Source organism: Desulfocastanea catecholica, from assembly GCF_054657295.1.
On the sequence record NZ_BAAHYZ010000046.1, the window covers coordinates 1 to 14268 of the forward strand.

Annotated in this window: 12 protein-coding genes; 3 read left to right on the forward strand and 9 right to left on the reverse strand. The window is 42.0% G+C overall.

The features are described from left to right. The 8 genes from ACYQ8U_RS21565 to ACYQ8U_RS21600 form a co-directional block, all read right to left on the reverse strand. On the reverse strand, positions 1 to 276 hold a 276-nt coding region (locus ACYQ8U_RS21565), incomplete at its 3' end, for a helix-turn-helix domain-containing protein (protein WP_459947635.1). A 215-nt stretch (positions 277 to 491) separates the two neighbouring features. Then, the gene (locus ACYQ8U_RS21570) at positions 492 to 2852 is read right to left on the reverse strand and encodes a sensor domain-containing protein (protein ID WP_459947636.1); all 2361 of its coding nucleotides are present in this window, start codon (positions 2850 to 2852) and stop codon (positions 492 to 494) included. Positions 2853 to 2874: 22 nt separating this feature from the next. Then, complete coding sequence (locus ACYQ8U_RS21575; RefSeq protein ID WP_459947637.1) at positions 2875 to 3879, reverse strand: crotonase/enoyl-CoA hydratase family protein; 1005 nt, start codon at positions 3877 to 3879, stop codon at positions 2875 to 2877. Positions 3880 to 5144: 1265 nt separating this feature from the next. Then, positions 5145 to 5462, reverse strand: coding sequence for a helix-turn-helix domain-containing protein (locus ACYQ8U_RS21580; RefSeq protein ID WP_459947638.1), 318 nt, complete (start codon positions 5460 to 5462; stop codon positions 5145 to 5147). Continuing rightward, entirely contained in the window at positions 5449 to 5778 is a 330-nt protein-coding gene (locus tag ACYQ8U_RS21585) for a type II toxin-antitoxin system RelE/ParE family toxin (RefSeq protein ID WP_459947639.1), read from the reverse strand. Before ACYQ8U_RS21585 ends, ACYQ8U_RS21580 begins: the two co-directional genes overlap by 14 nt. Before the next feature lie 769 nt (positions 5779 to 6547). Further along, complete coding sequence (locus ACYQ8U_RS21590) at positions 6548 to 7099, reverse strand: TSCPD domain-containing protein (RefSeq protein ID WP_459947640.1); 552 nt, start codon at positions 7097 to 7099, stop codon at positions 6548 to 6550. Positions 7100 to 7233: 134 nt separating this feature from the next. Further along, positions 7234 to 9021: a TraI/MobA(P) family conjugative relaxase gene (traI, locus tag ACYQ8U_RS21595; protein ID WP_459947641.1), complete on the reverse strand. Its 1788-nt coding sequence runs from the start codon at positions 9019 to 9021 to the stop codon at positions 7234 to 7236. Positions 9022 to 9283: 262 nt separating this feature from the next. Beyond that, the gene (locus tag ACYQ8U_RS21600) at positions 9284 to 9640 is read right to left on the reverse strand and encodes a plasmid mobilization protein (RefSeq protein WP_459947642.1); all 357 of its coding nucleotides are present in this window, start codon (positions 9638 to 9640) and stop codon (positions 9284 to 9286) included. Positions 9641 to 9886: 246 nt separating this feature from the next. Between ACYQ8U_RS21600 and ACYQ8U_RS21605 the strand changes: the two genes are divergently transcribed. Next, a complete protein-coding gene (locus ACYQ8U_RS21605) occupies positions 9887 to 10252 on the forward strand; it encodes a TraK family protein (protein WP_459947643.1) in 366 nt (121 codons plus the stop codon). A gap of 81 nt (positions 10253 to 10333) precedes the next feature. Then, the gene (locus tag ACYQ8U_RS21610; protein WP_459947644.1) at positions 10334 to 11233 is read left to right on the forward strand and encodes a toprim domain-containing protein; all 900 of its coding nucleotides are present in this window, start codon (positions 10334 to 10336) and stop codon (positions 11231 to 11233) included. Between the two features lie 785 nt (positions 11234 to 12018). Here the strand turns inward: ACYQ8U_RS21610 and ACYQ8U_RS21615 are convergent. After that, positions 12019 to 13041, reverse strand: a complete 1023-nt coding sequence (locus tag ACYQ8U_RS21615; RefSeq protein ID WP_459947645.1) for a replication protein — start codon at positions 13039 to 13041, stop codon at positions 12019 to 12021. A gap of 528 nt (positions 13042 to 13569) precedes the next feature. Here ACYQ8U_RS21615 and ACYQ8U_RS21620 point away from each other — a divergent pair. Further along, positions 13570 to 14154, forward strand: a complete 585-nt coding sequence (locus ACYQ8U_RS21620; protein ID WP_459947646.1) for a recombinase family protein — start codon at positions 13570 to 13572, stop codon at positions 14152 to 14154. Positions 14155 to 14268: the final 114 nt, after the last annotated feature.

The window sequence follows — 14268 nt, forward strand, 5'->3', positions numbered from 1 at the left end:
TGTGATTATTGGTTCTTTCGGCGAATGCGGCATATCCTTCAAGCCACGCTCTGGCCCTGCAGCAATGGCCTTGTCTATACATTTATAGATCGTTGGCCTGCTCACACCCAAGCTCTTTTGGATGGACACGATGCTTTCTCCTTCAGAGTATCGAAGAATAATTGCAGCACGCTCAACCTCTCTGGCGGGTGCTGTTCTGCTTCGTGAAATTTTTTCAAGTTCTTGCTTTTGGTCTTCGGTCAACTCAATCTTTGGTCGTTTGCTTGTGCGTGCCATAGCCTGAAACCTCCTCTGAAAGGGATAGTTCCATATGTATGACAGATCAAGAATTATATGTCAATATTTTAATGAAACGATATACTAGGGGATATTTTTTTCATGTCAGGAAAATCTTACTTTTCGAAAGCTCAAGATGACCTTCTGATTTTGCTACCGGAGAGTATTTACACCTCCGCAGCCAACGCACCGAAGAGTAGAGGTAATACATTCTATTATACTGATAGTATAACATTATTCTGATTTATTGATGGGGCATTTATACCATCAATATTATTTACCAACGAACTCTGCAACATGGATCTGAATTCCTCAGCGGAAACTGGAGGGCTGAAGTAGAAGCCTTGAATTATTTTGACATTCCGCCTTCTGAGAAAATCAAGTTGTTCTTTATTTTCAACACCTTCTGCCACAACCTCGAGATTCATGCTGTGGGCCATGGCAATAATCGCATTAACTAGAGCTCTACTGTTTTTATTTTCTTCAAGATCATGAATGAATATGCGATCTATTTTCAGTACCTGTAGAGGGAAGCGGCTCAAGTAGCTAAGAGATGAATATCCAGTACCGAAATCATCGAGGGCCAAGCTGATTCCGCTGCGATTCAGATGCTCTAGAATTGAGAGGGGCTTGTCCGAATCCTGCACCAGCAGACTTTCTGTGATTTCAAGCTCCAAAAGATCGCAGGCCAAACCGCTCATCTCCAGTGCATCCTGAACCGATCTCAACAATGTGCCGGTCCTAAACTGTTGCGGTGACACATTGACAGACACCTGTGGTCTTTTGTTGGATAGCTCTTGCCATAACACCGCCTCGCAGCAGGCATTGTTGAGAACCCATGTTCCGATATCATTAATTAACCCTAAACTCTCGGCCAAAGGGATAAAGACATTTGGCGATATATTGCCTAGCTCAGGGCTGTGCCAGCGCAGAAGCGCCTCTGCACCAACTATTCGACCTTCGCTTATATCGATTTTTGGCTGAAACAGAATTGATAGTTCATCTTTTGCCACCGCATACCGCAAATGATTGGAGATAATCATCTGTTCTTCTGAAGAAGAACGCATCTCGGAGGAATAAAAACAGTAATTATTACGGCCATTTTCCTTCGCTTGATACATGGCAATGTCAGCACATTGCATAAGTTGATCATGCGAATCTCCGTCATCGGGATAAATACTGATTCCAGCGCTAATAGTAGCATGGATTTGCTGCCCATCTACAGTGAATGGTTGTTGGAATAAACTCACAATTTTACGGGCAACAACCTCAGCGTGGGCATTCACTTCCAAACTTTCGAGCAACACCGTGAATTCATCTCCGCCTGTGCGAGCAGCCATGTCACTCCCCCTCAACTGAGAAGAGAGACGTTCAGCAGTTTGTTTCAGTATTTCATCCCCAGCTTTATGGCCAAGTGTGTCGTTGATCTGTTTGAAATTGTCAAGGTCCATAAAGATCAAGGCCACCTTCTTCCGATGTCGTTGGGCCCTAGTGAAAACAGAGTGCATATAGGACTGCATATAATGGCGATTGAACAAACCGGTCAGTTGGTCATAATTTGCCTGGTAAACCAGCTTGTTTTCCCATTTAGTTCGTTCCGTTATGTCTTGAACATTTGCAACAATAATTGGCGGAACATCTACGGTGGACAACTGTATATTGGCTTCTATCGGGTAGGTGCTGCCATTCTTGCGAAGGCTGATTCCCTTATGTATAACAGGTTCCGAACGACCATTATATAGTGGCGCAAGGAGGTTTTCAAAGGAGGCTTTGTCTAGATCAATAAAAACATCCATTAGATTGATGTTTGCGAATTCATCTTGTGTGTAACCGAGATTTTTGACTGCACCTTGGTTAACCTGTAAACACTTGAGCGACTCGGCGTCAGCCACATATATTTCAGTCGTGCTATCGTTCAGAATTCGTCCTAATCGATTATTGATCTTATTCTTCTCCTTTTCAAGTCCATCTAGTAAAGCTTTATTTTCATACAGCAATCTCGTGTTGGTAATAAAATTATTATTATACTCCTTGCTAAGGCGGAGAAAAAAGAGGAACAAAACACACGTAATTGCACCTGTACCTGCATGTATTCGATCACCAGCTATAGTAGTTTGATACACAACTGGCAACAGTATGGTCATTTCATAAAGAAAAAATGAAACGAAGTCGATCAACCAGGTTACGGCCCCGACTGTGATTCCGCATGGCACTAATACAGCCATAACTATGTATGGAACTGGTTCTCGTGGGAAAAAAAATAAGCTCAGGCTGCCGATGGTTATACCCGCTGCAAATATGCCAAAACGAAAAAGATACAACCAGAATTTCAGAGATCTGGTACGACCCTGGTCTGCTTGATACAACCGAATAAGTAGCATGCGTCCGACAAGGACAGCTATCAGAACAAAATACCAGGAAAGAAGAGATCGCAGAGGAAATATCTTTGTGAGGAATAATAGATAAACTGTGCAGGTTACAAGGAGGGCAAGAGAAGCGCTTTTGGATCGCTTATATAACTTATCAATTCGATCCTGCTCGATTTTTTGGCGGATGCTGAGTCGTTGATCTGGCATCTTAATACAATGGTATTTAATCCTAATTACATAGATTAGAGAAACGCCGGTCAGGATTGCTGCGTCGATCGAACGGGATAATTTTTCCCATAAAGTCTGATAAGGGAAAAATCATTTCTCCCTGTGTAAAACGGCGATCCTGTTTCGTTCGAAGAAGAGTTTTGCTATTAAGTTTGGACATCTTGATAGATTGAGCCTTCACCAGTCGGTCGATGAACCGCAAATTATCATTATTCAGGCGTAATGCAGCATCAGCCCAAATTTCAGTAATTTTTAAAAGCTCCTGGTAATTTATCGGGTTGTAACATTGCTTTACCTGCTGCAAAGCCTGGAGGCCATTACCCCATTGTTGGTGTTGGCTCATGAATTTTTCTACGCTCACCACCCCCTTGCCGGTTTCACTCAAAAAATTGACAATTCCCATTTCATGTAATTCTTTAGCACTGTAAGTTCTGCCATTTGCAATAATCCTTTCAGCCATTCCTGCACCACAAACTCTTGCCAAGAAACTGTAGGCCCCCATGCCTGGAAACAGGTTGAAACGAATTTCCGGGAAACCCATTTCAGCATTTTCCGTGGCGAAGAGAACATTTCCCGACAAAGCACATTCAAAGCCGCCCCCTAGTGCAGCACCTTCTACCAGGCTAATGGTGGTTATAGGCAGATGCAGATTAACGGAATACTGGTATAATATATCTATACATTGTTTCGCATAATCTAGTAATTGCTGGCGATTTTGTTCCCTGATTAGTTTGCTAAACAGAGCCAGGTCTCCTCCCATACTGAAAATATCCGGATCCCGGGACTGTACAACCAAATAACGGATGGGGGAATCCGAATTTGCTTTATTAGTACTGAAATAGTCTATAACACTCTGCAGATATTGCCAAATTTCTTGTAGCATAGAAATAGAAAAGCAGGGCCGTGGAGTGGGATTGTAATAGCACCAAATGGCACGGTGCTGAACATCATATCTCAGGGTAATTTGCTTGTATTCACGAAAGATTCTAAAAAAATCGTTATTCAATATCATACTCCAGAGATATCAACTCATTAAAAGATGAACAGCTAGTAAGTCCCCTCATTGCTTATGACATCAATATTACAAATTCTCTTATGTCGATTAATTATAGTAATATAATTAGCAATATATACGATATGTTCGTGTGTAAGTCAATTAATTGTTACTAATGCGGTAAACTAATATTGACGGACCGAAACACCCTGTAAAAAAATACCATCAACCAAATATTTCAGTACTTTTCTGTTTTCAGTGCTATTCTATGCTGATTTGGAAGGTTCTGTCAAATGGGGAAAGGGGGAAATAGTACTAAAAAATCTATAGTGGCCTTGGAAATCTGTATTCCTGGCCAAAATAGTACCACTTTTTCGGTACTAAAAAAAAGGGTATAAAAAAAACTCTAACCCAAATATCCTAACACATATAATCTTCTTATACATTCATATACTGATATTGGAGTTTAACGGGGCGGTAATCAATATTTCACCTATAAATATTTAAAATATTAAATAATATTTTATTATCTCATTAAAGATAATTTAGTATAGACATATATCGTTGTATTTTTATATGTTTTCTAAAGACTTAGATCGCAGCCCATCCAGCAACTGCATTGCTTGCCACTCTAGCAATCAAAGCAGTTGCTTTTCCCCCTCTTGCTATTTTTGTGAGCTATAACCGCCCGAAGGAAGGGCATCGCGCACCTAGCTCAAAACGACAGTCATCATATAAACAGATTTTGCTGCGTGGGGTATGCACCCTCCGGAACTGTTGTGCGGTTCCGGAGGGTAAATTCCACAACGCAATTTTGAAAGATAGAAGGGCAGTAGGAAAAGAAGAAATCTAAGGGCAAGAAATATTTCGCAGTTACAAGGGTGGTGACAAAGGGTGGAGAATCGCGCCGGTCAACGTACCCTTTGTAATTTGTTGGCGGTGGTTGTAGCGCAGCGGAAATAGCATCTATGGCAAAGTTTGCCAACAGTAAGAGATGACTTGTTCCGGGAGATCTCCTCCAAGGGTGGCGGGAAGGCTGCTTGGCGTCCAGAGCAGCACAGTCGGCAATTATATCCTAAAAACACCTTCGACTGCTTTGTAAATGTAAAGAGATGTGCATTGGCATGTGAAAGTCGGGGTGGGAATACGAGAGTTTACATTCTTCCTGATGTTCTTTGCGACAGCGAGGGTCTATTGGAAATTACAACCAGAAAATATGCCCTGCTCTTTAACAAATAAAAACAAGAACAGAGTTAGGGTTGTAGTGAGGGCTGATATTAGGCCCTTTTCTCTTTATCGATCAATTTACTTTGAACAAGTTTTATTTCAAGATTGCAGCCAACAGCCCTAGCGTATTTGCGGAGTGTGGATATGGAAGGAGAATGTTTTTTCATGCCACCGCCAGATTCTAACCTGGCAACAGCAGGTGTTTTAGTCCCCATGCGCTCCGCGACTTCTGATTGTGTTAGACCTGCTTCCATTCTAGCCTTGATCAGCTGGTCAAATAAGAAAAACTCTTCTTCTTGTTTTGCGAATTCCTTTTGGACATCAGGGTTTCGCAACATTTTGTCCCGTAGATCTTTATGACTCAGCATTTTCCTTTACCTCCTTCAACCTCTGAAGCGCTACTTTCAACTCTCTTGCAGGGATTTTCTGCGATTTCTTAATAAAGGTGTGTAGCATGACAATTTTATTGCCGATGAGGGTACAATAAAACACCCTACCAATTCCCTCTTTTGATTTTAGCCGTAACTCAAACAGGCCATCATCAATTGCTTTGGTATGGGGCATCCCAAGGTTCGGGCCATACACCACCATGCGATCAGTTAAATGAATATATCTTGCCTGTATTCCTGCAGGCAAGTTCAAAAGATCTTGCTGTATCGCCTCGCTGTAGTAAAGTATTTCCATTTCATTAACACATATTAACATATATGTTAATTGTGTCAAGGTTACAGAGAGCATCATTATTGATCAGTGACGTTACATTTCGACAGGATAGCTGCAAACGGACACCGGAACCGAATAACAATTGGATTTTTACTGGCAATCTTAAAGAACAGGGCAGAACGTCAGCTTTACCTTCCTGGTCTCTTCGATAGAGGGTAGAGATCTCAAAGTCATCATAGCTATATTCGACCTTAACAGCAGATCGGTCTCCATATTTCTCATGTGGATTTCTTAAAATGTTAAATAATATTTTATTATTTCATTAAATGTAATTTAATATAAATATATATCGTTGCATTTTTGTTTGTTTTCTAAAGATTTAGCCCGCAGCCCATGCAGCAAGCGCCTTTGCCCGCCACTCTGTCAGTCAATTCAGTTGTGTTTCCCCCCTTTCTGCTTTTGTGAGCTATAACCGCCTGAAGGAAGGGCATCGCGCACCTAGCTAAAAACGACAGTTATACCAGCAGCTTTTGCAGCATGGGGTATGCATCCTTCGGAACTGTTGTGTGGTTCCGGAGGGTAAATTCCACAACGCAATTTTGAAAGATAGAAGAGCAGTAGGAAAAAAGAGATTTAGCAGCAGTTTTTTATTCGAAGTTCAAGGGTGGTGGCTGGGAAAACCGGAAGACGGAACCCGGTATACCACGACAGTATCAACCAGACTGAACGGGTGTTACCGTCCACGAAGAGGTATAGATGAGCGGCCCCCAATGATAACATCGCTCCGGTTTTACCCCGTAGGACTTCCGTTTTTTAATATTCCGGTGCTGGAATATTTATTTAATATTCTTAATACCATATCCGGCAAATCAAGACTTTGTCTGGAACTTTTTTGAAGTTGATTTTGTACTTTTTCGATAGTTATTTTTTCACCCAAAAAAATGTGCCTCAATATCAATGAAATCAGTCGTGTCAATGCGGTTAGATTGGCTATTTTTGATTGTAGCCTATAGTCGTTTTCTCCAGCCGTGGACATAAACAGTTCTACAGGTTGCTTTTCATGTTCGGAAACAATTAGATACCATGTGTTTTGTTCCCTGTCCTGGGTCCGATGTCGTTTTGCAGGCAATTCTTCTGGTATTTCGACACGCCAGGGAATTTTAATTCGCCTGACTTGTGGAAGTATTGCCCTGTCCTGCAACAACGGCCAAACCTGTTCTATAATATCGGGCGATTTTATGACCGCATAGACAGCCGGTCTACATGCACGGCAAACAAAAAATCTATTTTTCACCCTTTTAACATCATCCAATGACTCGCAAAATCGACATTTTTTACTCATCTTTTCCCTCTCTCATTTAAGGGCCTTACATTCGTGCAACCTGGTACCTATTTCACACACCGATTGTCAGGTTTGTACCCTTAGCCTATCCCTCTAAAAAAACACCGTCGCAATGGGTGATATTGTTTTTTTCGTCATCGCTCCATGTCACCGCGTGCATGATCTGGCAAAAGCATTTTTGTTCTTTTGCCGAACCGAACCACATTGAGTTCGGACAGCTTGCGCATACCGTTTTGGTAGATTTGTTTAATGCCAGCAAAGTGGGGCTGGTTATCTCTGGTTCTGTTTCTCTGGTTTCGCTCATATTTTTTCCGTTCGATGGTGTTATCTTTTAATTGAATATTTTTACCAAATCGCGCTTGACCGTAAATCAGCGCCGCTTTCTGCGTGGTTTCATCCAAGGAGAAATGTAACTTCTTTCCCGCATCCCGGATCGTCCCGCCGCTTGACAGCGTAAAAATAACAATGCCGTTATTGTCGATGATGTAACGAACCTCTGAAAACATTTTAGGGGTGTTCGTTTCGATAGTTCGTTGCAAGGTTTCCTGGGCCGCCAACTGTTTCATCCGAGTAACAGCGATAAGACCGCCTCGATGCTTGGCGGTAAGGTCCGAAGCCACAAGCTGTTGTTCTTTTTTCACGCCATTGAGTGTGATTTTTCTTTTGGCCTGGTAGTAATCTGCTGTTTTTTCCCCTGGGGCGGCTGCCGAATCGTTGCTTTGCGTTTTCGACCGCAACACCTCCAGGGCGGTTGCATTACCCTGTTGTGACTGCCACTTCAGGTATCCATTCCAATTGTGGAACGGGTACCGTTCTCGAACCTCTTGCAATCGCTCCTGGCCCTTTGAGTTCTCTTTTTCCCTAGCCAACCTCTCTTCAACATTTAAGATTTGTCGGAGTTTACTTTTTGTTTTGCGCGGTAAGATCCGTTGTTCAATGTTTTTTCGCTGTTTGCTGTAACGCTCTCTAATCGCGAGCAGGCCGGCGGTAGCCTGTTGCCTTACCATCCCTATTTGCGAATTTCGTTCCTCTAACAGTTTTTTATAGTGTGGATAGAGTTTTTTTCGTTCCTCGGAGCGAGGTTGTAGAGGCTTTTGGTCATATTTTTTATTTGGAGTCACAGGTAGTATTGATGCGGAGTATTCACCTAAACGATCCGTCAGACTTTTTTTGGATATGCTGCGGTTGATGGCGCTGGCTTTGATAGCTCCTTTGCCGGTGGTATTTACCACCACCAATCCGTTGCCACGTGGCTTGATCTCCAGGCCATATCCGGCCAAAGCTGTATGCAATTCCTGCCAGTTTCCAGCACCCTCCATCATCTTCAAGATGTCACCTTTGTGTTCCAGGACATAAGACTGAAAAGATTGTTCCCCGGAATGAGCCTCCATGCTGGCCGCCCTTTGGTTTATCTGTGGTGATGATTCCCGGTCTGGATTGATACCATTATCAATCACCAGGTCATATTTTGTTTCCATGGCCCGGCAGACTTCAGAGAGTTTATAGAAATCACGGAACGGTTCATGCTTGGTGAACTTCTCCGGATGGATCATGTTATATGCTACATGCAGGTGCATATTATTGGTGTTTTTATGGACACCGCAAAGTCGTTGATGTTCAACGAAATCAAGGGCCTTGGCAAATGCAGCTTCAATATCACGCATGGATTCCGGAGTAAGTTTGGCCTCGTCTTCCGGCCGGAAACTGACCATTAAATGATATGTTTTTCCGCCCTCGCAGCGAGTATTCATGCCTTGGGTGGCCTCGATCTCAACCAGTGCTATTTCGTATGTATCGGACAAACACCCTTCATGCCAAGCGAACAGTAATTTTTCACCCTCATGGCTTGCGTCGGCAATGTATAAACCTAATTGCCGCGAGTTATCGTTGCCCGGTTTTGTATCAATACGCTTGGCAATCATTTCCAACACACCAATTTCAATAGTTGTTTTCCGAGAAATTCAATGCTCATAAAAACCGATGCGAGAATAATTACCACAGCCCAATAAACTCCCCGACAGATCCATATAACCGCCAAGCCCCCTAACGGGACCAAGGCGACCAGATAAAGCATTTTGAAGGTTCCGGACCAGCCGGAAACATGCCAAGCCATGAACAAAAAAACTCCCGCAGCGGTAATGAATAGAAATGTCGAAAAACTGGAAAATAAATTCATCATCGACCCTACCCCTTATCTTTTTGGGTAATCGCTTGCACCAAAGCGCTGCACTCTTTAACCACTTGAGCTTTTGTTGCCTCGATGCTTCGCAGCATGACCAGCAAGTCAGCAGCATACGGACCCACTGCGTTTCCTTCCGAGAGAAACTTTTTAAACAAACCCCCTAATCGTCCCAGGTCAGCATTGGCCTTCAGCACGGCTAATACCGCTTGATGGTCCACTATGCTTTGCACTTTTTGTCCCAAGCATACACGTTTCACAAACGTGGAGGTCGTCAATCCTGCCTTAGCTGCCGATTTAACGAGCTGTTTATGTTCCTCATCGGTGACGTAAGTTACTATTCGTTTTTTGTCGCTTGGCATAATTTCAATTCTTTTTTTAGCTTTTTCGTTGAGCCGCAGGCGAATAAGTTGGCCCCGCCAGGGCAGGTGTGAGATGATCGAGGTAGCGTCACCTCACCTATCCTGTCCTATACTCCAAATAGAAAAAAAGAGAAAGGTAAAGAATAAAGACAGTCTTTTTCTCCAAATATCTCCGTATAGCTCCGTTTTATGCATAAATTTCTTTAAATTTCCATAAAAGTCGATCTATTTCTCTAAAATCAACCATTGATTTCTCTAAATATCTCCACTATTCTACATTTTCACAAAGGTATTTTATCGATAAAGCAAAAAACAGAGGGAAATATTATGCAAAATTATGCGGCAAAAATAGAATGGTTGGCCGTCAAGGAAGAAGCCTTAAAAAGGCTCACCCAGGGATACAGTTATACAATGCTACACACACAATTTGTAAAGGAAGGTAAGGTTACTATGGCCTATAAAACATTTTATAAATACGCCCGTGCAGCCAGAGAGAACAGTGAGAACCCTTCACAGAAAAAAACAGTTACGCCGCCGCGAAAACTTGGGGTAAGTAAAAGTGATTCGCTTATCAAACATGAATCAAACCCTGATCTAGACGATTATATTTGATGTTGAAGGGGACTTGCACTCATTATTTTTAACATATTTTTAACACTTTCATTGTGATATTGGGGCTAGAGAGAGTTTTAGATGGATGAATTAGACCTCTTTAAAAAAAATATAGACTTAAGGGAGTTTGCCGCTTCTGAGGGTTATTTACTGGACAAGAAAAAGAGCTCACAGACCTCGTCGGTCATGCGCAATGCTGATGGGGACAAGCTTGTTATGGCAAAAGACAACAAATCTTCTAACTATATCTATTTCTCAATTCGAAACCCTCTCGACAACGGTACAATCATAGATTTTTTATCAAACAGGAATGGCGGCAATCTTGGAGAAATACGAAAAATTCTTCGCGGTTGGCTCGGTTTATCAAGACCTAAAACAAACCTTCCCACCTTTGCACCTCTCAAACCTGCGTCCAAAGACACAAGGGCAGCTGTTATTTATTATGAAAAAGCGAATTATTTTAATGATTCTCCTTTTTTGGAGTGGCGTGGTCTAAATAGAACATTGATAAACTCTCCACGGTTTAAACATTGTTTTAAGGTGGATTTTCGGGGAAATGTACTTTTTCCCCACTATAACCGAGATGGGTTATGCGGGTTTGAGAAGAAAAATTATAAATTTACTGGGTATGCTGGCGGAGGGGTCAAGGGGCTTTGGTCTTCGATTTGTTTCAAGGAAGATACGTGTTTAGTTATCAGTGAGAGTGCTATCGACGGACTATCTTATCAGGCCTTGCACAATATCCCTTCAGCGAGATTTGTCAGTGTTGGGGGAAGTATGAACCCTGATCAGCTCGAGTTATTAGCACTGGCAATGAATAAAATGGTGGGTGGTGAAGTGCACCTTGCTTTTGACAATGACCTGGATGGAGCAAAGATGGCTGACCAGGTAAGGACAATTGCTCCCATAGGAGTTAATGTTTTGAGACCTTTGCCTAAATCCAAAGATTGGAACCAAGAATTAAAGAATGGACAAGTCTGAAAACGAAACCTTAAAAAAAGAAGTTTAAAAGATACTCCTGCTTCATTCGACTTTATGAAGGTGTTGGCCTTCGTAAAGCAGATATCAGCTTATCAGGTGTCTCTTGTGAGATTACACGCCGGAAAAAGTAGGGTTTCTTTTTCCTACTGTCCTTTAAAGGGTTGGTAGGTTAATAATATAGGTGAAATTAATATCGATAGATGGTTTTACGAATTATTACCGGGAGCCGAAGGCTCGAATTGTTTTTTCTCATAACAAGCAAGCGCAGCTTGCCACTTCTTTTGTTTGTTAGGTTTTTTTGTCAGTAGTTTTTAGGTCCGGATGTCACAAATCATAAGGTTAAAATAAGGTTAAAAGAATAAAAAAGAGGGATTATAATAAAAAATGTTTATGTGTTTGTTTATACTATGTTTTCAGTAAAGAACCTGCGGGGTAAAACTACTGGGACCTGCGGGGTAAAACTCCCGGGTGACTTCGACCTGCGGGGTAAAACTCCCGCTTTTTGGTCGACCTGCGGGGTAAAACTCCTGCCTTTTTATTGACCTGCGGGGTAAAACTCCCGCTTTTGCGACGATCTGCGGGGTAAAACTCCCGCTTTTTGATTAAAATTATTTTTTATATCCCAAAAAAAACGAGCTCCAAGGGTACCTGCGGGGTAAAACTCCCGGGATCTGCGGGGTAAAACTCCCGCTTTTCTTTGACTTGCGGGGTAAAACTCCCGCTTTTGCGACGATCTGCGGGGTAAAACTCCCGCCTTCTTGTTTTGGTAGACTTGCGGATCGAAACTACTGGCTATCTTCTTGGGCTAACTTCAGCCTTTGGTTCGACCTTTTCTGTTCAGCAACAAAATCATGATCGGGATACAGATTATATTTTATATCCTCTAAAGAACTACGCCCCCCCCTTGTTTCATCTGACTCGTATCGCATCAAGACCTTAGCTTCAATTAATTCATGAAGAGCAGCCTCCAGCTTGCGCTTATTATCGTTCGCTCTTTTACAGTCCAGCAGTCCACTATCGCGTGACAACGAAGCCATTGTTATGGTGTATGGGGTAAGAAGGTTAGCTTGAATAAAATTATGTGATATACGCTTGTGTAAATATCTAGAAAGCTGACCTTTTAAGCCCATGGTAAGGTTGTAGTTATATTGTCTATATTCAATTTTTTTAATAGCCTGGGTTACCAATAAACTAAAATCAACATACCATCGGGCTTCAGGATTGTTTTTTTTGTCCTCTTTAGTAACGGCGGCTAAGCTCGTCAAAGGAGAAGTCTCGTACATCGATTTACCGTCTTTAGAGCATATTTCTATAGTAGACCTGGTTAATATCTTAAGAGAATCAACCACCTGGCTATAAGAAAAGGTATGTCCTTGCTCACTCAACTCTTTGCGTAACTGATGTAAGGTGAAGGAAACACCGCTGCGTTGATTATCAAAAAAACCATACCCGGGATTACAAGCCATCTTCCTTAAAGCATCTTCGACCAATTCTTCTCTTACTCCCGGATAAAATTCTTTATCCTTGCCATCTACGGTTATTCTCCCTGGCCTCACTTTTACGGATAAGCTTTGGCCCCGAAAAACGAAATCTTTTTCTATTGTTGGCAGAAAACCATTTTTACGAAGCGTGTTTTGTAAATGTTTACTTATGTAATATTTAGGCACAGCATCCCAAAGCTCTATTGTGTTTGACAAAGAGTTACGTTCTTCAGGTGTATTAACAAGGAAGTCCTGAAAAAGACAGAGTTGCCGAGAAGTGAAACTTTCTTTTTCTGGAGGGGCATTCTTATTTTCTCTACCAACCATTTCTTTCTCTCTGTCTTGTTTTGATATTAAAGTTTTTGTGGCCGGCGCGACCTTGGACAAAATTTTATGCCAGAAAACTGTTTTTCCTGTTCGATGCGTCGGCCAGATCTATGGCCGGTTTTAAAATTTCCTGGTCTGCTGTTTGCTATTTTAACACTCCTGGTAACTGCGGAGAACCGCGTTTGGCGACCGGTGCACCAATCAAGTAATCATGACGGTTGACAATGAATATTATTTTCATTGTTATGGGCTGTTTGTCGAACGGTATTCTGTCTTTTTCGGGTTTATTTTTGCCATGAATACGCATTTATGTAAATACGGCAGTTTGGTTTGCTATCTTTCTGCACTGATGCTTCTTTAAAAAGACACAATGGGCAGTAGGAAAAAAAGGTGCGTAATACCAAGTTTTTTGAAACATACATTCTTTTGTACTCACCCCAGGCAAAAAAACATATTATGATGTTTCAAAACACTGTTCTAAAACATTTGTTCTGTTATTATCAAGTAAAATCGTTTTTGGAATAAAAAATGCTCATTGGATATGCTCGTGTCTCAACGATGGATCAGAACCCGCAGATGCAAACCGATGCTTTGAAAAAGGCAGGGTGTGGACGAATATTTATCGAAAAAATATCAGGTTCTCACAAGGAACGGGCCGAACTGAAAGCGGCGTTGGATTATATGAGGGAGGGAGACACGCTTGTTGTCTGGAAACTGTCAAGGCTGGCGCGTTCCATTAGACAAATCATTGCCACCGCCTATGATCTTGAGCAACGTAAAATTAAGCTGAAGGTCCTTACCCAGAATATAGATACAGGAACACCAGAGGGACGCTTGTTTTTTCACATGACCGCCGCATTCGATGAATTTCAGAGGGAATTGATTGTTGAGAATACCCGTGCGGGTCTTGCAGCTGCTCACAAAAGAGGGCGTAGAGGTGGTCGGCCACCAAGCATGACTGTGGATAAAATCCGTACTGCTGAGTCTATGATTAAAGATTCCAAAAACTACCCGTTCGTCACAGACATTATCAAACAACTTGAGATTGGACGAACGACGTTCTATCGTCATTTCCCTCCAGAACGGATCAGTGAGCTAAGACAACTGAAATGAAAAAGTGAGATGGTAGGGCTATCAGGAAAAGCCTCAACTCCACGAATTTAGGGGTAAGCTAGTCTGGCCACTTGTAGTATATACCGAATGTTGATTGCACGATTGTTTGCAAGA